Origin of the sequence: Allofournierella massiliensis (genome assembly GCF_004345265.1) — a bacterium.
Lineage (GTDB): Bacteria > Bacillota > Clostridia > Oscillospirales > Ruminococcaceae > Allofournierella > Allofournierella massiliensis.
On the sequence record NZ_SLUM01000007.1, the window covers coordinates 23,049 to 46,883 of the forward strand.

Genomic DNA, 23,835 nt, shown 5'->3' on the forward strand with positions numbered 1-23,835 from the left:
TGCGGCAGCTTTCTGCCGGACACAGGCGTTTTTCTTATATTTCGGTGGACAGGCCCATCTCCTGCTTCAGTTCATTCAAAAAGCACTCGGCTGCTTTGGACAGAACCTGATAGCGTTTCCAGATGATGGAGGCTTTTGCTTCAATCATGGGAGAAAGGGGGCGGAAACATAGATTGCTGTCTCCGCTCACATTGATCAGCTTGTCGAAGCAAACCGCATAGCCAAGCCCTTCCTCCACCAGCAGAGAGGCATTAAATACCAGATTGTAGGTAGCCACTACGTTCAGCTTTGTGATATCATGCCCGAACCAGTTGGACATGGGCCAGGCGTCGGCTTTCTGGGCGGAAAGAATCAGCGGCTTATCCAGCAGGTCCTGAGGCTGCACAGCATTCTTTTGTGCCAGCGGGGAATCCCGGCGCATCAAAACGCCCCAGGTATCGTGAACGGGGATCTTGATGGTGTTGTAGATACTGGTATCCACAGGGCTGTAAACAACGCCGAAATCGATCAGCCCCCGGTCCAGATGTTCCTGTACGAAAGAGGCATTTCCGCTGAGAATGTGGTAGTGGATATCCGGATGTTTTTCTTGAATGTGTTTGGCGGCTCTTGCGAAGATGCGGATCAGGTCTGATTCACCGGTGCCGATGTATACGTCCCCGGCAACCACCTCGTTGGACAGGGAAATCTCGCTTTCCGTCATTCGAACCAGCTCCAGAATTTCCTCCGCCCGTTTGCGCAAAAGCATGCCCTCCTCAGTCAGCAGCACCTTGCGGGAGCCCTTGGTTCCCCGAATCAGCAGCTGCTTGCCCAGCTCGTTTTCCAGCGCCTTTAATTGGGTGGAAAGGGTAGGCTGAGAAAGATGCAGCGATTCTGCAGCCGAGGAAATATTCTGTTCCCGGGCTACCGCCAAAAAGTATTGCAGCACGCGAAGCTCCATGTTCACCACCTCCTGGTTCCAGTATAATTGAAAATTCTATAATTTTCAATTATGAAAATGCATCAAATATAAGTATTTGATATAGCATTTCTGCCGCTTTATAATGAAGCCAGAGATCAGGACCAACAAAGGAGGTTGTTGTATTGGAAAAGGAAATGTTGAAAGGCAAGGTAGCCATCATTACCGGCGCCAGTTATGGCATGGGTCAGACCATGGCAGAGTTGTTTGCCGAGGAAGGCGCTGCCGTAGTGCTTACGGCCAGAGGGCAGGAAAAGCTGGATGAGGTGGTGCAGGGCATTCGCGCCAAAGGCGGCCGCGCAGTGGGTGTAGTGGCGGATGTCTGCTCCACCGAGGATACACAGCGGGTGTTTGAGACCGCTCTGCGCGAGTTTGGGGATGTGGATATCCTCATCAACAACGCGGGAATCGGTGAACAGAAGATGATTGACAAGACCGATGATGACTGGATGCTGCTGGTGATGAACACGAACCTGGGCGGTCCCATGCGCTATATCCGCGAGGCTCTGAAAATCTTTATGCCTAAAAACGATGGTGTCATCATCAATATCTCCTCCGTGAACGGCGAGCGGCCCTTCTGTGGAGCTACCTATACCTCCACCAAGGGCGCGCTGAACACACTGACCAAGAATGTGGCTATGCGGCTCATCGACACCAACATCCGCTGCAATGCGGTGGCTCCCGGCGCCACGGTGACCCCGGCCCACATCGCCAACAAGGCCGGGGAGCAGCCCGGCGGTGCAAAGATGTTGGAGCACAGCGGGCATTTTGTGTATTTCCCCGGCCCGGAGTGTGACCCCATAGACCAGGCCTATGCCTGCCTGTTCCTGGCCAGCAAAATGGGACGTCACGTCAAGGGCCAGGTGATCCAGGTCTGCAACGGTGCATTCCTGTAAACAGCGGCAGCACGCTGCAGAAGCAACAGCGAAAAAACAAAAACGGAGGCAATTTGAATGATTCAACTGCTGATTGATCTGCTGACACCAATCTTCACATCAATGGGCGTCAGCACAACCGATGTGCAGACCTACGTGAACATGCTCAGCGGCTATATCTATACCATCATCGGACTGTTGGCAGTGGCTATCATTGTTATGGTGGCTGCCCATTTTCTGATAAAAAAGGAACGCGTCACGTGGTGTGCTGGAGCGCGGGACTTGCCTGGGTTCTGGCCGTGGCCATTATCGTCAACATTATGTGTTTTGGTCCGCTTTATAACAATCTTTCGCCCATCATGAACACCCGAGCTCAGGTGAGCGAGGAGTCGATTGCAAACAGCAATGCGGTAATCAAAGAGGTCGGTGAGGAGGGCATGGTCCTTCTTGAGAACAACGGCGTTTTGCCGCTGACGGATACCACCAATCTGAATGTGTTCGGCTGGGCATCCACCAATCCAATTTTCGGTGGCACCGGCTCCGGCTCTTCGGACAACAGCGCTTCGGTGGGGATTCTGCAGTCGCTGACCGATGCCGGTATTTCCTACAGTTGAAAAGAGGATTGCCGGGGCACCTGCAGCAAAAATGTAATCAAGGATGAGCGCTGGTTTTCCATGCAGCTGCAGCCGAAAAGCTGCCTGTGATACAAACGGGAGGAAAAGAAATGTACCGATACGAACCGATTGAAGGGCCGCCGCTTGCCGAACTGGCGGAATGCCTGAATCTGGCTTTTTCGGATTACTATCTTCCAGTCCGGCTGAATGAGTCTGCACTTGCCGGAATCTGCAAAGCAAGCAGAGTGGATGAGAAGTTGTCCTTCGCTGCGTTCCAGGGAGAGCAGATGGTGGGGGCGCTCCTTCATTCCCGGGGCATTTACCGAGGAAAAACCGTGCTGTTTGATGTGGCTGCAGGTGTTATTCCGGAGCATCGAGGAAAAAAGGTCTTTACAAACCTCTTTTCATTTGCAGAGCAGGAAGCCAGACGTCAGGGCGTGGAGGCCTGCTGTCTGGAGGTGCTGCAGCAAAATGAAAAGGCAATTGCACTGTATCAGAAGGTCGGCTTTTCGATTTGCAGGGAGTTTGTTGTGCTGCGGGTGGATGATTTCTGCCCGACCTCTTCGGCTTCGCAGACTGTGGAATTTACAAATTATGAACCATTCCCTTTTCAGAGAGAAGCCGGTGGCTACTATCCGCTTCCTTCCTATGAACATTCGGATGATGTTATCCGGCATAATCCGGAACTATATGGAGTGGCATTTGTAAAAAGAGAAGTGGCGCCCGCATATTGTGTTTATGCAAAGGCGGATAGGAGGATCATCCAGATGGGGTGCCAAAACATTGAGGATCTGGAAGCGATTCTACGAAACCTGCTTATGCGCTATGGTTCAGTCACAGTGAAAAATATTGATGCAGGGAACGGGCGATTCTGGAATTGTTCGGCCGGCTCGGCTTCAAAGAGGTGGCAAGACAATTCGAAATGGAAAAGCGGATCGTTCCATAAGAAGTACAAAAAGGAGCCGAAGCAAACGCTTTGGCTCCTTTTGTGATCTGCAGGGTATCCAGGATAAAAATGAGATGCTGTGTCTGCCGTTTGGCTCATTCGTGAATTTTCAGATTGTGAAGCATCCGGATGAACGCTGGACTGTTATGGTCCACAATGCCACTGCGTCCGGTGTCCAAAGCGTCAATTCGTTCCATCTCTTCGGGGGTTAAGGCAAAATCCCAGATATCAAAATTTTGCTCCATGCGATTTTTGTGTACGGTTTTCGGGATGACCACAACACCTCGCTGAATGTTCCAGCGCAGCGCTACCTGAGCAGCAGTTTTGCCGTGGGAACGGCCGATTTCGGTCAATACAGGATTCGTGAAAAGCCCGAATTGTCCTTCTGCAAAGGGGCCCCATGCTTCGGGAATCACCCCATAGTCCGCCATGACTTTCATAGCTTCTTTCTGATGGAAGAAGGGATGAATCTCAACCTGGTCCACAGCAGGCTTTACGGTTACGAATTCGCAGAAGTCCAGCAACCGGGCAGCATTGAAATTGCTTACGCCGATGGCCCGCAGGCGGCCTTCCTGGTATGCCTCCTCCATTGCCCGCCAAGCGCCGATGTAATCGCCCACCGGCTGGTGGATCAGATACAGATCCAGATAATCCAGACCCAGATTGGCCAGAGAAGTCTGAATGGCTTTTTTTGCCGCCTCATAACTTGCATCCTGAACCCACAGTTTGGTGGTAATGAACAGCTCCTCACGGGGAACGCCGCACTTGGTGATGGCGGCACCCACGGCTTTCTCGTTCATATAGGCCGCCGCCGTGTCAATGAGGCGGTAGCCGCTGGCAATGGCATCCAGCACTGCCTGCTCGCACTGAACCGGGTCTGGTACCTGGAAAACGCCAAATCCCTCTAAAGGCATTTTTACACCGTTGTTCAAGGTTACATAATCCATTTTCACACACTCCATTCGGATTTAACATAGTTGATGGTTCTGAAACCTATTATACCGGCAGAGGATATCAAAGTACAGAATTGGTTTCACATAGCAGTATTCGATAAACGAATACTGGATTGCTGCGGATGGGACACTTTGTTATAATGGAGCAAAAGGGGAGTGTTATGGATGGAATTGGAGCAACTGCGACAGCTGGTGGCCTTTGCGGAATACGGTACGCTCTCTAAGGCAGCGGAGGTGTTACACCTTTCGCAGCCTTCTCTGAGCCGGACCATGCAGACACTGGAAGAAGAATTGCAGGGGAAGCTTTTTGTCCGACAGAAAAACCGCATTGTGCTGAATGAAACAGGATGGATTGCTGTGGAGCAGGCTCGAAAGGTTCTTTCTTCAGCAGAGGAGCTGGCCGAGCGGGTAAGGCTGGCCGAACGCTCCCGGCAAAGCATCAGCCTGGGGGCCTGTGCGCCGGTTCCCATTCAGGATCTGAGGCCACTGCTGCGGGAACTATATGGTGAAATCACCGTTTCTGCGGAGTTGAGGGATACAGATGAGGCGCTGCTGGAGGGACTTCACGAAGGGGAATATCAAATGGTGGTTACCCACCAGAAGCCGCCCGAGGACGAGGCGCTGTTCTGCTTCCCTTACCGGGAGGAGCATCTCAGTCTGCTGGTGCCTGCGGGGCACTCTCTGGCAATGCTGCCGGTTATTCATGCGAGCGACCTGGCTAACCAGAACCTTCTGCTCTATTCTGAGATCGGCTTTTGGACGCAGGTTTGCCGGGAAAAGCTGCCCGAGGCGCATTTTCTTTTCATGAACGAATGGGATGCATTTGGGGACCTTGCAGGGCTGGGGGCATTTCCGTGCTTTGTTACAGATGCCTTTTCTCACCGGACGCAGGCTGTGAATAAGGTGGTGATTCCCATTGAGGATCGGGACTTTCAAGCCACGTATTATTTTGTGTGTATGGTGCAGGAACAGGAAAAATTCCGTGAGCTCATCACTCGCCTTAAGGAAAAACGCTTCCGTACAGAACCGCTGTAAGGGCAAAAAAGTTAATGTTCCTTATGCTTCTGAAAAAGGCCCGCTCTTCGGCAAAGAGCGGGCCTTAAACGAAATAAAAAACACCACAGCCGAAACTGCGGTGTTTACTGTTGGAACATCGAAACACTATAGAGGCCAAAGCATTTCGGAGATTGAGCAGCAGTGGGTGTGATGCCCTTGCCTTCTGTGGCAAATCATGTAGCAGTATGCTATACTGAAACTGATCCATACGAATTTGGAAGGGAGCGGTATTGTAATGAATTGTCCATTTTGCGGAGCAGAAATGATACAGGGCAAAGTGTGCAGTCGTGGGACATTATGGTGGCAGAGCGAATCGCATCGCCACCGTCTGAATGATGAGGGCGGTCTCGTGGCAAAATTGAGTGGCTACAGGGTCACCGCATACCGCTGTGAGAAATGCAAAAAAATCATAGTGGATGATAAATAGGTAACGAACACAGACTCGAAGATATCGCTTATTAGTTGAAAAAAGGTCGTGAAATCAACGATTTCACGACCTTTTCTGGTGGACCTGGAGGGATTCGAACCCTTGACCTCTGCGATGCGAACGCAGCGCTCTCCCAACTGAGCTACAGGCCCGTATGAAGATTACTTTTCATATTTTACTCTATTTTTTTGAAAAGTCAATACCCAAAAATAAAAAATCGAGCGCGTTTTCGATTTTCCGGCCAGAGCAGTTCAAACGCAAAGAAGCTGTTTGAAAATGCTCTGGCCGAAGAAATCAACTTCGGCGAAGACGCAGCTGCCAGAATGCTACAGCACTGGCGGCGGCAACATTCAGCGAGTCCACACCGTGTTCCATGGGAATCATTACAGTGTAATCACAACGGGCAATGGTCTGATGACTCAGCCCGTCACCTTCGGTGCCCAGCAAAACAGCCAGCTTTTCTTCCTGCTGCAGCCGTGGGTCATCGATGGAGATCGCCCGCTCATCCAGCGCCATCGCCGCTGTGGCAAAACCATGCCGGTGCAGCAGTTCCATGCCCGCCTCAGGCCAATCCGCAGGGCAATCTCCAATACGCGCCCAGGGTACCTGAAAGATGGTGCCCATGCTGACCCGTACCGCCCGGCGGCACAGCGGGTCGCAGCAGGTGGGGGTGAGCAGGACTGCATCCATGCCAAGGGCGGCAGCCGAGCGGAAAATCGCGCCCATATTGGTGGAGTCCACAATGCCTTCCAGTACAGCAATCCGCCGCGAACCATCGAGAAGCGCTTCGGCCTTCTGGAGTTCGGGGCGCTGCATGGCGCACAGAATTCCCCGGGTGAGAGCATAGCCGGTAAGGCTGGCCAGTACATCCCGGTCAGCGGTGTAAACCGGTATCCCGGGGCAGCGCTCCATCAGCGGGGCACCCTGGCCCTGCAGATGTCGCCTCTCCATCAAAAAGGAAAGGGGAACACAGCCTGCATTTAAGGCCAACTCAATCACCTTCGGGCTTTCGGCGATGAAAACGCCGCGTTCGGTTTCCATCCGGGTTCTCAGCTGGGCTTCGGTCAGCCGGGCGTACACATCCAGTTCAGGAAAATTCAAATCGGTAATTTCGATAATTTTATTCATATTATAATACTCACTTGTATTGCAGGGTGGATGATGCAGAAAAGCATGCCGGTTTCGGTCGCTTTTCTTGCTCAGAATGGTTCTATTATATCATGCCGGCAGTTGCAGCGCCAGGCGAAGTAAAACGAAGAATAAAACCTGTTGCACGGTATGACATATTTCGCTACTATTATATTAGGCAATGATACGCCCAAGCGGCCAAAGGCACTGCACAGTACCGCATTGGGCAGGAAAAAGATAAATGGTGGGAAGTTTTACGTGGAAAAAGGCAATCGAGAACAGGTGCGGGAGGCAGTGAAAAACATCGTGTTGGTTTATGCCGACCCCATTATGCTGCAAACCCTGAACTGCCTGCTGAATATGAACGGTTATCAGGTTGTGAATTCCTTTCAGACCGGGCGCAGTGCCCTGCGCTTTTTGAAAAGTGGCCCCCAGGTGGACCTTGTTCTGCTGGGTTGCTATCTGCAGGATATGGACACCGTGCGCTTTCTGCGGCAGATGGAGCAGGAATGTACCGACCAGCGCCTGCGCGTGATCCTGACCGGCCCGGCCCGCTACATCGAGCTGGTGGAACAGGGTCACTTGTCAAACTGTGTGGATTATTATATGATAGAGCCATACGATCCGGACGATCTGCTGTCTGCGCTGGCGATGTTTTCACCGGCGCGCCGTTTGCATCAGGTCACACCGATGGATAAAATCATTCACCGGCAGCTGCGCGCGCTGGGTGTTTCCGATACGATGGAAGGATATTGGTACCTGGGTGGCTGCCTGCAGGAGTGGCTGCGACTGATCGGCTGCGGGCAGGTGCCCCAGATGAAAAGCGTACTGCCGGATGTGGCACGCTATCATGGTGTGGCGGTAAAAGCGGTGGAAAGCGGGATTCATCGGGTGATCCTGCAGCTGAAAAAAGAGGGGAAGATCCCTGCTCCCTATCAAAAAATGAAGCCGTTTCTTGGATGGCTGGCAGATCGTGTCTGGGCGGAATCCTTGCAGGAAGGTTTGAACGACGGTTATGAACAAGAGCCTGGAACAACAACTGTATGAAGAAAAGCAGAGGGGAGCGCTGTGCTCCGGCCTCTCTCACGAAATTTATCAGGCATTGTCTGCAATCCGGGCTTCCAGCGGGCTTTTGCGGCAGGCCATGGACAAGGAGTCGCCCCAGGTCTGCGGTCAGCTGGGCTGGGTGTTTGAAAACATTGATCAAAGTACCTTGCGGCTTAGCCGTGTGGCGGAAAACCTGCAGGACCTTTTGCAGGCGGAGCGGGGTACGCTGGTGCCGCGCATGGAGTCTCTGGACCTGAAAAGTCAGTACGGGGAAGCGATGGCGCTGCTGGCCAATGGCGCTAAGCTTTATGGTGTCTCTCTGGAATGGGAATGCGGCCTGGAAAAGCCGCTCTTTCTTCCGGCAGACAGCGACTGGGCCGATAAGATCCTGTTGCATCTGGTGACCAATGCGGTGCTGTGCAGCGAACGGGGTCAGGTGGTGAAGGTGTCGCTTCAGCCGGGGGAAACATCGCTGGTCCTCACGGTGGAAGATCAGGGCCCGGGCCTGCCCGACTGGGTGAAGGAGCATCTGTTCGAGGCCTTTGTGGGGCAGTATGATCCCATGGGGGAAGGCGCGGCTGCCGGTGCGGGGCTGGGCCTTTATCTGGCGCATATGTATGCAGAAGCAATGGGCTGGACGCTGGAGCTGAACAGCTCGCAGCGGGGAACAAAAGCCTGTGTTTTGATCCCGTTTGCCCAGGCAGAGACGCTGACCGGCGCAGCTGCTGAACCGGTGCTGCGAAGCGACGGGCGCGGCTGGCAGAAGTCTGTGCAGCGAAGCCGCGTTCTGGCGGAGCTGGGTGTATGGCAGGCCCGCAAGATCACGGATGAGGAACAGGAAAGCAGATAAAAGTGTTACGCCGGGGAAGGTTTTCCCCGGCATTATTTTTTGTTTATTGTTTACAAGAAATATGTTTTATTGTAAAATAGGAACAAATATAATATGGATCAGGCGGTGTATTGGTTTTGGATACAAAATACAAGCGTATTTTATTGAAGGTCAGCGGGGAGGCGCTGGCGGGCAGCAAGGGCACCGGGTTCGATGAACCCACCATGGAGACCATCTGCCGCGGCATCAAGCAGGCATATGATCTGGGCGTACAGATCGGCCTGGTTGTGGGCGGTGGTAACTTCTGGCGCGGCCGTTCCAGCGGCAACATGGAGCGCACCTGCGCCGATAAGATCGGCATGCTCGCAACCGTGATGAATTGCCTTGCAGTGGCGGATCAGCTCCGGCAGCTGGGTGTTCCCGCGCAGGTCCAGACCTCGATCGTCATGCCTCAGGTGGCTTCTGTGTTCACCCGTGACAGCGCGGTGGAGAGCATGGAGGCCGGCAACGTGGTTCTGTTCGGCGGCGGCACCGGCAACCCGCTCTTCTCCACGGATACTGCCAGTGCGCTGCGTGCCATTGAAACGGGCTGTGACGTGATGTTCAAGGCCACCATGGTGGACGGCGTGTACGACAAGGACCCGAAAAAATATGCGGATGCCGTGAAGTACGACCAGCTTACCTTCACTGAGGTGCTGGAAAAGAACCTGGCCGTAATGGACGGTACCGCGGCCACCCTCTGCCGGGAGAACAAGCTCCCGATTCTGGTGTTCGACCTGAAGGACCCGGACAATATCGCAAGAGCGGTGCGCGGCGAAACCATCGGCACCCTGGTTGTGGAGGAGTAACAGCGTAGTTCTTGAGAGAAGCTGCGCTGAAAACCGGCCGCATATTGCCGCCGGAAAATCAAAGAGCAAAGGATTCGGCCCCGGGCCGAAGAAAAGGAGTATAACACATGAGCACTTACACCAAGCCCTATGAAGACAAGATGAACGGCGCCATTCACCACCTGGGCAAAGAGCTGGCTGCTATCCGTGCCGGCCGCGCCAATCCCGCGATTCTGGACCGTGTGGCCGTGGACTACTACGGTACTCCCACCCCCATCAATCAGGTAGCCGCGGTGGCTGTGGCGGAAGCGCGCATTCTGACCATCACTCCCTGGGATACCTCTCTGATTCACCCCATTGAGCATGCGCTGCTGGTCAGCGATATCGGCATCAATCCCACCAACGACGGCCGTGTGATCCGTCTGGTGTTCCCCGCTCCCACTGAGGAGCGCCGCCGTCAGCTCACCAAGGACGTGCAGAAGCTGGGCGAGGAGACCAAGGTTGCAGTGCGCAATGTGCGTCGTGAGGCCATGGATAAGTTCAAGACCCTGAAAAAGAACAGCGAAATTACCGAGGACGACCAGAAGAATCTGGAAGAAGAGATGCAGAAGATCACCGATAAGTTCGTCAAGCAGATCGACAAGGACTGCGAGGCCAAGAACAAGGAGATCATGGAGATCTGATCCCCGGGCAACAAATATTATGTGCCGCGTGCGAGCTTTGCGCGCGGCACCACTTTGTAACAGGAGAGATTTGCGCTTATGCCACAACCGGAAAATTTTGCAAAAGGGCTCAGCATCGGTATCATTATGGATGGAAATGGCCGTTGGGCCAAAAAGCGGGGCCTTCCCCGGACTGCCGGCCATAAAAAAGGGGCAGAGGTTTTTCAGGATATTACCCGTTACTGCAATTCCATTGGGGTGGAGTCGGTCACCTTCTACGCCTTTTCCACCGAAAACTGGAAGCGCCCCTATGAAGAGGTGGGGGCGATCATGAAGCTGTTCGGGGAATACCTTATCAAGGCCTTCGATTACGAAAAGGAAAACAATCGGGTCGTTTTTCTGGGTGATCGCAGCGCGCTGGAGCCCAAGCACCAAAAGCTGATGAATGAAATCGAGACCAAAACTGCGAACAATACCGGTATGACGCTGAATATTGCGGTAAACTATGGTGGCCGGCAGGAAATTGTGCGTGCGACACGCATCCTGGCGGAAAAGGTGAAGAACGGTGAGCTTCGGCCCGAGGAGATCACCGAAGAACTGATGAGCGCCCATATGTATACCTGTGGTCAGAAGGACCCGGATTTCATCCTGCGGCCCAGCGGAGAAAAGCGCCTGTCCAATTTCATGTTGTGGCAGGCCGCCTACTCGGAGCTGGTGGAGATGGACGTCCTTTGGCCGGACTTTACCCGCGCCGATCTTGATCTGGCAATCGAGGAGTTCAACCGGCGCAGCCGTCGCTTTGGCGGGATTTGAGCATTGCGGAAAGAAAGGAAAAGCCTGTTGTGAAAACAAGGATCATAACTGCCGCGGTGGGCCTTTGCGTGCTGGCCGTGGTCATGCTGATGTTCAACACCCTGGTGTTTGAAACCGTGGTCGCTCTGATCGCCATCATTGCCGTTCACGAAATTTACAAAGCGTTCGCATTGGGCGAAAAAGAATCACACATTTTTATCGCATTTGTCCCGTATACTTTTCTGGTAATGTTCTCCCACGTACCAGCGGTAAAGGCGCTGCTGGTTCCCGGCAGCTATCTGCTGGCGGTGTATCTGGCGGTGTGCCTGCTGTGGCATAACCGGACCTTAAGCGCCGCGAAACTGGGAGGCATGGTGGTGTTCAGCGGGTTGATGATCGCCTGCTTTTACTCCATTGTGTTCATCAAGAACCACCTGAACAACCAGTTCGAGTCCATCTACCTGATCATGATAATTTTGTGCTTTGCATGGGGCGGTGACAGCGCAGCCTATTTTGCCGGCCGCTACTTTGGCAAGCACAAGCTGGCCCCGGTGGTCAGCCCCCACAAGACCATTGAGGGCGCCATCGGCGGTGTGCTGGGTTCCGGCGTGCTGGGTGTTCTGTGTACGCTGGCAGCGCAGGCGCTTTCGGTTCATCTGGCGGCCGGCAAAGCCTGCCTGCTGCTGGAGCGCATGTCTGCCAGTGCAGCCAGCTATCTTGTGGTGTTCATCCTCGGTATGGCCTGCTCGCTGTTGGGCATTCTGGGTGATCTGTTCGCCAGTGCGGTCAAGCGCCAGTGTGCCATCAAGGATTATGGCACGATTTTCCCGGGCCATGGCGGCATCATGGACCGGTTCGACAGCGTGACCTTTATCGCACCGGCTGCCGCGCTGCTGGTCTGGTTCACCACGACGTTTTTCTGAGAAACGAGGAGCGAAAAATGGCTAAAAAACTGACTTTGCTTGGGTCCACCGGTTCCATCGGTACCCAGAGCCTGGATGTGGCCCGCGCACAGGGCTATGAAGTGTATGCACTGGCAGCAAACTCCAATGTGGATCTGCTGCTCAAGCAGATTGAGGAGTTCCATCCCGCCTATGTGGCGGTTGCGAATCCGGATGCCTGTGACCAGCTGGCTGCCCGTCTGGGCGGCGTAGCCGGTGCGCCCCGGCTCCTTCGCGGCGCAGAGGGCATTGTGGAGCTGGCCAAAATGGAAGGCCCGGACGTTGTGCTCAACGCAGTGGTCGGCATCGCCGGTCTGGGTGCGACTCTGGCAGCGCTGGAGAACGGGCACGACGTGGCACTGGCCAACAAGGAAAGTCTGGTTACCGGCGGACATCTGGTCACTGAAGCTGCTGCCAAACACGGCACCAAGCTGCTTCCGGTAGACAGTGAGCATTCTGCCATTTTCCAGTGCCTGCAGGATGCACATTCCGCCAAAACCCTGACCAAAATCCTGCTTACCGCTTCCGGTGGCCCCTTCTTCGGCATGAAGAAGGAAGAGCTGGCGGGCAAGACCCGGGCAGATGCTCTGAAGCACCCCAACTGGAATATGGGTGCCAAAATCACCATCGACTCCGCCACCCTGATGAACAAGGGCCTGGAGCTGATCGAGGCGGTCTGGCTGTTCGGCCTGCCGCCGGAGAAGATTCAGGTGGTGGTGCAGCGTCAGAGCATCATCCATTCCATGGTGCAGTTCAGTGATAATTCCATTCTGGCTCAGCTGGGCGTGCCGGATATGCGCATTCCCATCCAGTATGCGCTCACCTGGCCGGATCGGTTCCCGGGCTGCGCACCCGAGCTGGATTTCACCCAGCTCAAATCCATTACCTTTGACGTGGCGGACGAGGAGACCTTCCGTTGCCTGGCAGCCTGCAAAAAGGCAATCGCCAAGGGCGGTCTGGGCCCCTGCGCCGCCAACGGTGCCAACGAAGAAGCCGTCCGGCTGTTCCTGGAGGACAAGATCGGCTTTTTGGACATTGGCCGACTGGTGGAGGCTGTGGTAGACAGCGATTCCTTTGGCGGCAGCTATACGCTGGACGATGTGTATGAGTGTGACCGCATGGCCCGGCAGTTTGTACTGAGCCACATCTAACAAGAAAGAGAGATTATTCGCACATGGCAACAATCCTTACCCTGATTATTTCGGTACTAATTTTTGGCCTGGTGGTTATGATCCACGAGCTGGGGCACTTCGTCTGTGCCAAAAAAGCCGGGATTCAGGTGAATGAATTTTCCATCGGAATGGGGCCCGCTCTGTTCACCACGGTACGGGGCGGTACCCGTTACAGTGTGCGCGCATTGCCCATTGGCGGTTATGTGAGCATGGAAGGGGAGGATGAGGAGCTGGAAGAGCCGGAGACCGGCGATGCGCTGAAGGAGCTTGACCCGGTGGAGGAGCAGCCCAAAGGCTTGCCCTTCCCACAGGTAAAGGTCTGGAAACGGATCATCGTGGTGGCGGCCGGTGCGGTAATGAACCTGATCCTGGGCTTTCTGGTGCTTCTGCTTATGCTGGCGTTCGGCGATCCCGGTGCCAGCAAAACGGTGGGTTTTGTGGAAGAGGGCTCCCCGGTGCAGGCGGCTGGCCTGCAGGTGGGCGATGAGATTCTGGCGGTGAATGGTCATCACTGTTTTGTGATGAACGATGTGCTGTATGAGCTGCAGCGCACCCCGGACCAGAGTGCAGATCTGACCGTGAAGCGGAACGGCGGGGTTGTTCAGCTGGATAATGTGGGCTTTGAACTGGTGGAAAACGGCGATTCCGTTACCATGAGCATCGGCTTCAAGGTCTACGCCCTGGAAAAGAATGTGAAAACTGTGGTGTCGCAGGCCTTCAATTACACCCTGTTCTATGCTCGGCTGGTCTTCCGTTCACTGATCGACCTGGTGGTAGGCCGGGTGAGTGTGAATGAGCTTTCCGGCCCGGTGGGCATTGTATCCGCCATCGGGCAGGCAGCGAGCATGGGCGTGACCGAGGTGTTGTCCATGCTGGCACTGCTCACCGTAAACCTGGGTGTATTCAACCTGCTGCCGGTGCCCGCTCTGGACGGCGGCAAGCTGGTTTTCCTGGCGCTGGAGGGTATTTTCCGGCGGCCGGTGCCCAAGAAATTCGAAATTCTGGTGAATGCGGCAGGCATGTGCTTCTTGTTCGGGCTTGTGATTTTTGCCACATTCAACGATATCGTTCGTCTGTTTTAAAAGCAGGAGGATAATCAATCATGCGTAAGGTCAAACGTGAAGTAAAAATCGGCAATGTGGTGATTGGCGGTCACAATCCGGTGGCAGTCCAGACCATGCTGAATGTACCCGTGGCAGATATCCCGGGCAACGTGGCTCAGGCCAAGCGGGTGGTGGAAGCCGGCTGCCAGATTCTGCGTGCCAGCGTTCCCAGTCTGGAGGACGTGCGCATTGTAGAAGCAGTGAAAAATGCGGTGGATGTGCCTTTTGTGGCCGACATCCATTTCAATTACAAAATCGCGCTGGCCTGTGTGGATGCGGGTGTGGACAAGATTCGCATCAATCCCGGCAACATCGGCGCGGACGAAAATGTGCGCGCGGTGGCCCGGGCCTGCAACGCCAAGAACATCCCCATCCGCATCGGCGTGAACGCCGGCAGCCTGGAAAAGGAGATTCTGGCCAAGTATGGCGCACCGGTACCGGAAGCGATGGTGGAAAGCGCCATGTACCATGTAGCGCTGCTGGAAAAGCACGATTTCAACAATATCGTGATCTCCATCAAATCCAGCAATGTGCCCACCATGATGCAGGCCTACCGTCTGCTCAGCGAGAAGTGTGATTACCCGCTGCATGTGGGCGTTACCGAGGCGGGCACCTACCGTATGGGTCTGATCAAGTCCGGCATGGGCATTGGCGGTCTGCTGCTGGATGGCATTGGCGATACCCTGCGTGTTTCCCTGACCGCCGAGCCGGAAAAGGAAGTGCAGGCTGGTTATGATATTCTGCGCGCTGCCGGTCATGCGGTGGGTGGCCCGGAAATCATCAGCTGCCCCACCTGCGGCCGCACCAACATTCAGGTGGCCAAGATTGCCGACGAGGTGGAGAAGCGCCTGAAGGGTTACAAAAAGCCCATCAAGGTGGCTGTGATGGGCTGCGTGGTAAACGGTCCCGGTGAGGCCCGGGAGGCGGATATCGGCATTGCCGGCGGCAAGGACGAGGCGCTGCTGTTCATCCGGGGCGAAAAGATCCGGATGCTGCGGGGCGACATCGTGGGCCAGCTGGTGGACGAGATCTATAAGCTGTGATGCATTTTTGAGCCTGCGGGCGGGAGTTTCCTGCCCGCAGGCATTGCTTTGTTGAAATAAGGAGACAAATTCCATTGAAACCTTTGGTAACACAACTGTGGCCCCAGTTCACGGTGGACGAGACCTTTGCCCGCTGTTTTGCAGGGGTGCTGGTGGAGCATGTGGAGATGCTGCGCCTGAGCCGCAAAATACGCATCCATCTGCGCAGCGGCGCACCTCTGCCGGTGAGTCTGTGCGACCGCCTGTGCACCTCACTCAGCCCTCTGTTTGACGGCTTTCAGGTGGAGATTCAGAACAGCTTTCCCTATGAAACCATTACGCCGGAGAGCATTCAGAAACTGATCGGCGAGCTGCGTGATGAGGATTATCCGGTCAACGGCTTTCTGGATCATGCCGCTATTGATATTGAGGGGCAGAGCATTCGGCTGCATATCAAGGTGGGAAAAAAGATTCTGGAGGAGATTCAGTTTCCACAGGCGCTGGCCCAGCGCATCGAGCAGCGCACCGGAACTCTGCCTCAGGTGGAACTTGCCCAGACCGGCAAGACCGCCACAGTGGAGGAATGGGAGAAGAAGGTGCTGCAAAAGGTGCCCACCGTGAAGTTCGAGGAAAAGAAGGGCCTGCCGCCCATCAAGATTCCCGGCCTGGATCTGACCGACAAACCGGTCAAGCTGTTCCACGGCAAGAACTTCAAGCCCGGTGAGCTGACTCCGCTGAAAGATCTGGGGGGCGACGGCGGCCGTGTGATGATCTGGGGCGATGTGTTTGCGGTGGAGGTGAAAGGCAACTTCCAGAAGAGCTACATCGTTTCCATCACCGACTACACCGGCTCCATTAACCTGAAGCTTCGCAGCCGGGAAGGGGAGGACTTCAGCAAATGGGAGGAACTGAAGAAGGGCACCACCCTGGTGCTGAAGGGCGAATGCACCTACGATAAATATGAGCACGATTATGTGGTCTATCCCTACGATGTGCTTCAGGTGGAGCGCCGCAAGCGGGAGGACAACGCTCCCCAGAAGCGGGTGGAGCTGCATCTGCACACCAAGCTCAGCAGCATGGACGGCTTCTGTGACCCGGGCGAGATCGTACGCACCGCACACCGCATGGGTCACCGGGCCATTGCCATCACTGATCACGGTGTGGTGCAGGGCTTCCCGGAAGCGATGCTGGCAGCGGATGCCATCCGCAAAAGTGATCCGGATTTCAAGGTGATCTACGGCGTGGAAGCCTACTTTGTGGACGACATGATCCCGGTGCTGTACGGCGAGGCAACCGGCCCCATGAGTGGCAGCTTTGTGGTGTATGATACCGAAACCACCGGTCTGGACCCCAACACCGAGTTCCTCACCGAGATCGGCGCGGTAGTGGTGGAGAACGGTCAGATTACCGAGACGTTCGGAACCTTTGTAAATCCGGGCAAGCCCATCCCGCCCAAGATCGTGGAGCTCACCGGCATCAACGACAGCATGGTGGCGGATGCTCCCACGCCGGACGAGGCGGTGCGTATGTTTGCGGAATTTGCAAAGGGCCGGGTGCTCATCGCACACAACGCCCACAAGTTCGACATGCGCTTCATGCACATTGCAGCAAAGCGGGCGGGCATCGAGCTGGACAACGCCTACATCGATACCCTGCCCATGGCCCAGAATCTGTATCCGGGCCTGCGTAACTATAAGCTGGATACCATCAACGACCATCTGGAGATCGAGCCTTTCAATCATCACCGGGCGGTGGACGATGCCATGGCCCTTGCCAAAATCTTCTGCAAGATGCTGGAGGATCTGGCAGAAAAGAAGATCGAGCGGCTGGAGGATATTAACATTGGTCTGGGCGGCGGCAACAAAGAGGTAATCAAAAAGAAGTATTACCACCTGATTATTCTGGTGCGCAATCAGGTGGGCCTGAAAAACCTGTACAAGATCGTCAGCGAGGCCCACACCAACTACTTCTTCAAGAAGCCCCGCGTTCCGCGCAGCATTCTGAACAAGTATCGGGACGGACTTTTGATTGGCTCTGCCTGTGAAGCTGGTGAGCTTTACAGAGCTGTTGTGGAGGGTCAGAGCTTCGAAAAGCTGTGCCAGATCGCGGAATATTACGATTTTCTGGAGGTTCAGCCTCTGGGCAACAACGAATACATGGTGCGGGAGCATCTGGTGGACTCCATGGACAAGATTCAGGATTTCAACCGCACCATCATCAAGCTGGGCGAGGTGCTGAACAAGCCGGTGGTGGCTACCGGCGACGTTCATTTCCAGGACCCGGAGGACTCGGTCTACCGGGCGGTGTTGCAGGCCGGCAACGGCTTCAAGGATGCGGATAATCAGGCGCCGCTGTACTATCGCACCACCGAGGATATGCTCAATCAGTTCAACTATCTGCCCAAGGAAAAGGCCTTTGAGATCGTGGTAACCAACCCCAACAAGATTGCCGATATGGTGGACGGAGGAGTGCGGGCCATTCCCAAGGGTACCTTCCCGCCTTCCATCGAGGGCGCCGAACAGCAGCTGCGCGATGCCACCTGGAACACTGCCAAGAAGCACTATGGTGACCCCTTGCCGGAGTTGGTGCGGGCCCGGCTGCAGCGGGAGCTGGATTCCATCTGCGGCCACGGCTTCGCAGTGCTGTATGTAATTGCTGTAAAGCTGGTTGCCTTTTCAAACCAGAATGGGTACCAGGTGGGCAGCCGTGGCTCGGTTGGCTCCTCTGCGGTGGCCCATTTCTCGGGAATTTCCGAGGTAAACAGTCTGCCGCCCCATTACCTGTGCCCCAACTGCCAGTACAGCGAATTTATCACCGACGGCAGCGTGGCCGATGGCTTCGACCTGCCGGACAAAAACTGCCCCTGCTGCGGCGCGCCTCTGATCGTGGACGGCCATGACATTCCCTTCGAGACCTTCCTGGGCTTCGACGGCGACAAGGAGCCTGATATCGACCTGAACTTCTCCGGCGAGTACCAGAGCTATGTGCACCGGTATACCGAGGAGCTGTTCGGCAAGGAGTTTGTGTTCAAGGCGGGCACTGTGTCCGGCCTGCAGGATAAGACCGCCTACGGCTATGTGAAAAAATATCTGGAAGAGCGGGGCCGCATTGTGAACCGTGCGGAGGAGAACCGGCTTACCCAGGGCTGCACCGGCGTGAAGCGTACCACCGGCCAGCACCCGGGCGGCATGGTGGTTGTGCCGGATGTGCACGAAATTCAGGATTTCTGCCCCATCCAGCACCCCGCCGACGATAAGGAAAAGGGTGTGCTTACCACCCACTTCGAATTTAAATATCTTCACGATACGCTGCTGAAGCTGGACGAGCTGGGCCACGATGTGCCCACCATGTACAAGTATCTGGAGAACATGACCGGTATCCCCATGGAAAAGGTGCCCATGAACGATACCAAGGTGATCAGCCTGCTGGTATCCACCGAAGCACTGGGCGTTACCCCGGAGCAGATCGACAGCCAGACCGGCACCTTCGGTATCCCGGAGCTGGGCACCCCCTTCGTGCGGCAGATGCTCATCGAAGCCCAGCCGAAGAACTTCAGCGACCTGATCCAGATTTCCGGCCTTTCCCACGGCACCGACGTTTGGAACGGCAACGCCCAGGACCTGATCAAGGACGGCGTGTGCACCATTTCCGACGTGATCGGCTGTCGTGACAGCATCATGACCTACCTGTTGCACAAGGGTCTGGAGCCCAAACTGGCCTTCAACATCATGGAGCTGACCCGAAAGGGCAAGGTGGCAAAGGGCGGCTTCCCGCCGGGGGCAGAGGAGACCATGAAGGAGTGCGGTGTGCCGGACTGGTACATGGATTCCTGCCGCAAGATCAAGTACATGTTCCCCAAGGCTCACGCCGTGGCCTATCTGATTGCGGCCATCCGGCTGATGTGGTTCAAGGTGTACCATCCCCAGGCATTTTACGCCACCTACTTCACCGTCCGCGGCGACGACATCGACTACGAAGCTGCGGTGGGTGGCGCGAAAGTGGCACAGCAGCATCTGAAAGAGGTAAACGCCCGCCTGCGGGAGGAGCGGAAAGCCAAGGACGAAGATATCCAGGTTTCGCTGCAGCTGGTGAACGAGATGCTGGCTCGCGGCTATGAGTTCCTGCCCATTCAGCTGGGCAAGAGTCGGGCCACCCAGTATGTGGTGGAGGAGGACAAGGTCCGTCTGCCCTTCGCTTCTCTGAAGGGCGTGGGTGAGTCCGCCGCGGTTGCACTGGAGCGGGCCACCATTAACGGGCAGGAATACCTGTCCATCGAGGAGCTTCAGCAGGCCACCGGTGTTTCCAGCGCTGTGATGGAGAACCTGAAAAATGTGGGTGCTCTGGGCGGTCTGCCGGACACCAGCCAGGTGAGCTTCTTCTGATCATTTACTTCCCGCGATCTGCGCCTCTTTTGATGCGTGCATGCCGGGGAAGATGGTTCGAACAAAAGAGCGAAACGCGTTCATAAAACGCGTTTCGCTCTTTTTCTTGTGTCTTAAAGGAAAGAGGAAAAACAAAACGCCCGACACTAAATGTGACGGGCGTGAAAATCTTTTTCAAAAAGCGAATATCAAGAAGCCTTATTCTCTGCAAAGCAGGGGAAAACAGTGGCCAGAACAGGCAAAATGCAAGAATATGCAGCCTGACTGCCGAAAGAATTCACCGGGGCCCCAGCTTGGCCAGGTCGTTGAAGGTGGTCAGGATCTGAGGCTGCTCCAAACGGATCTGCTTGCCGCTCAGGTAATGCAGCAAGCTTTCCTCCGGGATCTGGCCGAAAGTCAGTTGTACTGCACACAGGGCCTGGGTCTTCAGGCCGGCCTTTTCGTTCCACTTCCGGTTGCCGTATTTGATGTCGCCCAGCACCGGTGCACCCAGAAACGCCAGATGAGCGCGAATCTGATGGGTGCGGCCGGTCACCAGCCCGATGCGACAGAGGGTGAAGGGGCCAATTACCTTTTCCGGAGTCACCTCGGTGATGATCTCTTTGAAGCCCTCGGCAGCGTCGGCACGGACCTGCACCTTGTTGTTGGATTCATTGTGGCGCAGCCAGGCGGTGTGGCGGCCCTTGGGCGGCTTGCCGAAAGTGATGGTCAGGTACTCCTTGCGCACCAGATCGGTGCGGATGATCTCGTTCATGTCCCGCAAAGCGGCGTAATTCTTTGCGGCCACCACCAGACCCTCGGTGCCCCGGTCCAGCCGGTTGCACAGCGCAGGGGCAAAGGTGTGCTCCTGCCCGGCAATATATTCGCCTTTCTGGGTAAGATAAGCGGTGAAGGCATCCACCAGATTGGCGTCGCCGGTGCGATCCGAGTGGCAGAGCAGGTGAGCGGGCTTGTACAGCACCGCCAGATTCTCGTCCTCGTAGACCACCTGAACCGGCGGCTGACGGCGGGCCGGTGCCTTGGGCGCAGGAGCAGCGGAAAAGAACTCGTCGTTGATATAAAGCTCCAGCACATCCCCGGCATGAATGCGGTAATCTGCGTCGGCTTTTTTGCCGTTTACCTTGATGCGTTTGTTCCGAAAGCTCTTGTACAGCAAGCTGTTGGGCAGATTAACAGTAACGTTTTGCACAAAACGGGAAAGGCGCACGCCTTCCTCATTGGTGCCCGCGGTAAAGCGTTTCATTCAAAAGGTTCCTCTCTTTCCAATAACCTGTAAATAGTATATAATATAAAGAATAGCGCGTAAAGCGTAACTTTGAAGGGAACGGGGAACACAGGAATGGCGCAGCAGCAGATTCACGCAAACCACCGCCAGCGGATGCGTAAGCGGTTTGAAGAGACCGGCTTCGATGGCTTTTCCGATCATGAGGTGCTGGAATACATCCTGTTTCATGCCATTCCCCGCAAGGATGTGAACCCGATTGCCCACGCGCTGATGGATCATTTCGGTGGGCTGGACCGGGTGTTGGAGGCCAGTGAGCAGGAGCTCACTCAGGTGGAGGGCGTGGGCCCGGCTACCGCCCGGCTGATCCGCCTGTTTCTGGCGGTGGACCGGCGCTACCACCAGCACAAAACCCGTCCGGTGCGCACCGTGAAAAGCCTGGAAGAGGTGGGCGAACACATGGAGTCATTGTTTTACGGCGCCCGTGTGGAGCAGGTCTATGCCATGTATCTGGACGACCGCAACCACATCCTCAAGGTGGAAAAATGCTTTGAGGGCACGGTGAACGCCTCGTCGGTGTTTGTGAATGTACTCAGCAGCCGGATGATCACTCTGGGGGCTACCCAGCTGGTGCTGGCCCACAACCATCCCAGAGGCTTTGCGCTGCCCTCCCGGGAAGATATGAATCTGACCAGCCAGATCCGCCAGAAGCTGGGGACACTGGGTCTGAAGCTGGTGGACCATGTGATCGTTGCCCCGGACGGATACATCTCCCTGCGGCAGAGCGACCGGTTCCAGAGCCTGTTTACCTGAGATTGCCGGCAGAAAACGCGCGGCCCTGCCCGCGAACAGAAAGGATGATCGAATGGATCAGTTTAAACTTGTAGCACCCTATCAGCCAACGGGCGACCAGCCCCAGGCCATTGAAACACTGGCCCAGGGCATCCTGAACGGCGATAAGGCCCAGACCCTGCTGGGTGTGACCGGCAGCGGCAAAACTTTTACCATGGCCAACGTGATTGCCAAGGTCAACCGGCCCACACTGGTGCTGGCCCATAACAAGACCCTGGCGGCCCAGCTTTGCACCGAGTTCCGGGAGTTCTTCCCGGAGAACGCGGTGGAATACTTCGTTTCCTACTACGACTACTACCAGCCGGAGGCCTATATTCCGTCCACCGATACCTACATCGAAAAGGACAGCGCCATCAATGACGAAATCGACCGGCTGCGCCATTCCGCCACAGCGGCTTTGTCCGAGCGGCGGGATGTGATCATCGTGGCCAGTGTGTCCTGCATCTACAGCCTGGGCGACCCCATCGACTACCGGAGCATGGTCATCAGCCTGCGCCCCGGCATGCAGATGGACCGGGACGAGCTGTGCAAACGGCTGGTGAAGCTGCAATACGAGCGCAACGACATCAACTTCGTGCGCAACAAGTTCCGGGTTCGGGGCGACACGGTGGAGATCAACCTGGCCTATATGAACGACGTGGCCATCCGGGTGGAATTCTTCGGGGACGAGATCGATCGCATCAGCGAGATGAACCCCCTCACCGGCGAGCGAAAAAACGTGGTCAAGCACGTGGCCATCTTCCCGGCCAGCCACTACATCGTTTCTCCGGAAAAGATGCAGGCGGGCCTTGTGAGCATCCGGGAAGAGATGGACCGGCAGGTGAAGAAGTTCACCGAGGAGGGCAAGCTGCTGGAGGCCCAGCGCATTGCCCAGCGCACCAACTATGATATGGAGATGCTGCAGGAAGTGGGCATGTGCAAGGGCATCGAGAACTATTCCGCGGTGCTTTCCGGCCGTGCGCCCGGCTCCACGCCCACCACGCTGCTGGATTACTTCCCCAAGGACTTTTTGTTGTTTGTGGACGAGAGCCATGTGATGCTGCCCCAGCTGAGGGCCATGTACGGCGGTGACTATGCCCGCAAGAAAACTCTGGTGGATTTCGGTTTCCGTCTGCCTTCCGCCTTTGACAACCGCCCCCTCAAATTCGAGGAGGTGGAAAGCAAGCTGAACCAGATCGTGTTCGTGAGTGCAACGCCTGGCGAATATGAGCGGGAGCACAGCGTGCGGGTGGCCGAGCAGGTGATCCGCCCTACCGGTCTGCTGGATCCCCAGATCATCGTCAAGCCGGTGGAGGGCCAGATCGAGGATCTGCTGGGCGAGATCAACCAGCGCACTGCCCGGAACGAGCGGGTGCTGGTGACCACCCTGACCAAGAAGATGGCCGAGGACCTGACCGACTTCCTCACCGAGCACGGGGTCAAGGTCAAATATATGCACCACGAGGTGGATACCTTCGAGCGGATGGAGCTGATCAAGGATCTGCGTACCGGCACCATCGACGTGATCGTGGGCATCAACCTGCTGCGCGAGGGTCTGGATCTGCCGGAGGTATCGCTGGTGGCGATTCTGGACGCGGACAAGGAAGGCTTTTTGCGCAGCGAGACCAGTCTGGTGCAGACCATCGGCCGTGCCGCCCGAAATGCGGAAGGCATCGTAATCATGTATGCGGATGAGGTCACTCCCAGCATGGAGAAGGCCATCACCGAGACCGAGCGCCGCCGCTCCATCCAGATGGCCTACAACGAGGCCCACGGCATCACTCCGAAAACCATCGTGAAGAGCATCCGCGACAGCATTGAAATCAGCGACCACAAGGAGAACGCGAAGCTTGGCACCCGCCGCATGAGCAAGGCGGAGCGGGAGCAGTTGATCACCCGCCTGACCCGCGAGATGAAGGAGGCGGCCAAGCTGCTGGAATTCGAGCACGCGGCCTTCCTGCGTGACCGCATTGAAAAGCTGCGCCGGGGCGAGAATCCCAGTGATGATACCCCGGAAGCAAAGCCGAAAAAGAGGAAAGGAAAGTTCTGAG

The 23,835-nt window shown here is 55.8% G+C and carries 22 protein-coding genes and 1 tRNA gene; 18 read left to right on the forward strand and 5 right to left on the reverse strand.

Annotated features, from left to right (window positions below; all coding sequences use genetic code 11):
- Window positions 1-34: 34 nt before the first annotated feature.
- Window positions 35-937: a LysR family transcriptional regulator gene (locus tag EDD77_RS05180; RefSeq protein ID WP_058962911.1), complete on the reverse strand. Its 903-nt coding sequence runs from the start codon at window positions 935-937 to the stop codon at window positions 35-37.
- A 143-nt stretch (window positions 938-1,080) separates the two neighbouring features.
- Between EDD77_RS05180 and EDD77_RS05185 the strand changes: the two genes are divergently transcribed.
- The 4 genes from EDD77_RS05185 to EDD77_RS05200 all read left to right on the forward strand — a co-directional run bounded on the left by EDD77_RS05185 (window position 1,081) and on the right by EDD77_RS05200 (window position 3,436).
- Window positions 1,081-1,851 (forward strand): SDR family NAD(P)-dependent oxidoreductase, encoded by a 771-nt coding sequence (locus tag EDD77_RS05185; protein WP_058962912.1) that lies wholly within the window; start codon window positions 1,081-1,083, stop codon window positions 1,849-1,851.
- Window positions 1,852-1,908: 57 nt separating this feature from the next.
- Window positions 1,909-2,193, forward strand: coding sequence for a hypothetical protein (locus EDD77_RS05190; protein ID WP_132587331.1), 285 nt, complete (start codon window positions 1,909-1,911; stop codon window positions 2,191-2,193).
- The gene (locus tag EDD77_RS05195) at window positions 2,190-2,444 is read left to right on the forward strand and encodes a hypothetical protein (RefSeq protein ID WP_132587332.1); all 255 of its coding nucleotides are present in this window, start codon (window positions 2,190-2,192) and stop codon (window positions 2,442-2,444) included. The genes EDD77_RS05190 and EDD77_RS05195 overlap by 4 nt, the downstream gene beginning before the upstream one ends.
- Window positions 2,445-2,554: 110 nt before the next feature.
- Window positions 2,555-3,436, forward strand: coding sequence for a GNAT family N-acetyltransferase (locus EDD77_RS05200; RefSeq protein ID WP_058962914.1), 882 nt, complete (start codon window positions 2,555-2,557; stop codon window positions 3,434-3,436).
- A gap of 49 nt (window positions 3,437-3,485) precedes the next feature.
- On the opposite strand, the gene EDD77_RS05205 is transcribed toward EDD77_RS05200, so the two are convergent.
- A complete protein-coding gene (locus EDD77_RS05205; RefSeq protein ID WP_058962915.1) occupies window positions 3,486-4,337 on the reverse strand; it encodes an aldo/keto reductase in 852 nt (283 codons plus the stop codon).
- 171 nt (window positions 4,338-4,508) lie between these two features.
- Between EDD77_RS05205 and EDD77_RS05210 the strand changes: the two genes are divergently transcribed.
- On the forward strand, window positions 4,509-5,378 hold the full coding sequence (locus tag EDD77_RS05210) for a LysR family transcriptional regulator (RefSeq protein WP_058962916.1): 870 nt from the start codon (window positions 4,509-4,511) through the stop codon (window positions 5,376-5,378).
- Between the two features lie 256 nt (window positions 5,379-5,634).
- Complete coding sequence (locus EDD77_RS18800; protein WP_394326273.1) at window positions 5,635-5,826, forward strand: PF20097 family protein; 192 nt, start codon at window positions 5,635-5,637, stop codon at window positions 5,824-5,826.
- Window positions 5,827-5,902: 76 nt separating this feature from the next.
- On the opposite strand, the gene EDD77_RS05215 is transcribed toward EDD77_RS18800, so the two are convergent.
- Together EDD77_RS05215 and EDD77_RS05220 are read right to left on the reverse strand one after the other, a co-directional pair.
- Window positions 5,903-5,978, reverse strand: a tRNA-Ala gene (locus tag EDD77_RS05215).
- 142 nt (window positions 5,979-6,120) lie between these two features.
- A complete protein-coding gene (locus EDD77_RS05220) occupies window positions 6,121-6,954 on the reverse strand; it encodes a TrmH family RNA methyltransferase (protein WP_058962917.1) in 834 nt (277 codons plus the stop codon).
- A 258-nt stretch (window positions 6,955-7,212) separates the two neighbouring features.
- Between EDD77_RS05220 and EDD77_RS05225 the strand changes: the two genes are divergently transcribed.
- From EDD77_RS05225 to EDD77_RS05270, 10 genes are all read left to right on the forward strand, one after another.
- A complete protein-coding gene (locus EDD77_RS05225; RefSeq protein ID WP_058962918.1) occupies window positions 7,213-8,001 on the forward strand; it encodes a response regulator in 789 nt (262 codons plus the stop codon).
- The gene (locus EDD77_RS05230; protein WP_058962919.1) at window positions 7,970-8,851 is read left to right on the forward strand and encodes a sensor histidine kinase; all 882 of its coding nucleotides are present in this window, start codon (window positions 7,970-7,972) and stop codon (window positions 8,849-8,851) included. Before EDD77_RS05225 ends, EDD77_RS05230 begins: the two co-directional genes overlap by 32 nt.
- Before the next feature lie 116 nt (window positions 8,852-8,967).
- Entirely contained in the window at window positions 8,968-9,678 is a 711-nt protein-coding gene (gene pyrH, locus EDD77_RS05235) for a UMP kinase (protein ID WP_058962920.1), read from the forward strand.
- Window positions 9,679-9,785: 107 nt separating this feature from the next.
- Window positions 9,786-10,340 carry a ribosome recycling factor gene (gene frr / locus EDD77_RS05240; protein WP_058962921.1) on the forward strand — a complete coding sequence of 185 codons (555 nt, stop codon included), beginning with the start codon at window positions 9,786-9,788 and terminating at the stop codon, window positions 10,338-10,340.
- Between the two features lie 78 nt (window positions 10,341-10,418).
- Window positions 10,419-11,132 carry a polyprenyl diphosphate synthase gene (gene uppS / locus EDD77_RS05245; RefSeq protein WP_058962922.1) on the forward strand — a complete coding sequence of 238 codons (714 nt, stop codon included), beginning with the start codon at window positions 10,419-10,421 and terminating at the stop codon, window positions 11,130-11,132.
- Window positions 11,133-11,161: 29 nt separating this feature from the next.
- Entirely contained in the window at window positions 11,162-12,034 is an 873-nt protein-coding gene (locus tag EDD77_RS05250; RefSeq protein ID WP_058963081.1) for a phosphatidate cytidylyltransferase, read from the forward strand.
- Between the two features lie 17 nt (window positions 12,035-12,051).
- Window positions 12,052-13,203: a 1-deoxy-D-xylulose-5-phosphate reductoisomerase gene (dxr, locus tag EDD77_RS05255; protein ID WP_058962923.1), complete on the forward strand. Its 1,152-nt coding sequence runs from the start codon at window positions 12,052-12,054 to the stop codon at window positions 13,201-13,203.
- Window positions 13,204-13,226: 23 nt separating this feature from the next.
- Complete coding sequence (gene rseP, locus EDD77_RS05260) at window positions 13,227-14,306, forward strand: RIP metalloprotease RseP (RefSeq protein ID WP_058962924.1); 1,080 nt, start codon at window positions 13,227-13,229, stop codon at window positions 14,304-14,306.
- Between the two features lie 20 nt (window positions 14,307-14,326).
- Window positions 14,327-15,370 (forward strand): flavodoxin-dependent (E)-4-hydroxy-3-methylbut-2-enyl-diphosphate synthase, encoded by a 1,044-nt coding sequence (ispG, locus tag EDD77_RS05265; RefSeq protein WP_058962925.1) that lies wholly within the window; start codon window positions 14,327-14,329, stop codon window positions 15,368-15,370.
- A gap of 74 nt (window positions 15,371-15,444) precedes the next feature.
- Window positions 15,445-19,731, forward strand: coding sequence for a PolC-type DNA polymerase III (locus EDD77_RS05270; protein WP_082669482.1), 4,287 nt, complete (start codon window positions 15,445-15,447; stop codon window positions 19,729-19,731).
- Window positions 19,732-20,008: 277 nt separating this feature from the next.
- Here EDD77_RS05270 and EDD77_RS05275 read toward each other — a convergent pair whose 3' ends face one another.
- Window positions 20,009-20,974 carry an RluA family pseudouridine synthase gene (locus tag EDD77_RS05275; RefSeq protein WP_058962926.1) on the reverse strand — a complete coding sequence of 322 codons (966 nt, stop codon included), beginning with the start codon at window positions 20,972-20,974 and terminating at the stop codon, window positions 20,009-20,011.
- A gap of 96 nt (window positions 20,975-21,070) precedes the next feature.
- Between EDD77_RS05275 and EDD77_RS05280 the strand changes: the two genes are divergently transcribed.
- Both EDD77_RS05280 and uvrB read left to right on the forward strand, forming a co-directional pair.
- Window positions 21,071-21,766 (forward strand): JAB domain-containing protein, encoded by a 696-nt coding sequence (locus tag EDD77_RS05280; RefSeq protein WP_058962927.1) that lies wholly within the window; start codon window positions 21,071-21,073, stop codon window positions 21,764-21,766.
- Window positions 21,767-21,818: 52 nt separating this feature from the next.
- Window positions 21,819-23,834 (forward strand): excinuclease ABC subunit UvrB, encoded by a 2,016-nt coding sequence (uvrB, locus tag EDD77_RS05285; protein ID WP_058962928.1) that lies wholly within the window; start codon window positions 21,819-21,821, stop codon window positions 23,832-23,834.
- Window position 23,835 lies beyond the last annotated feature (1 nt).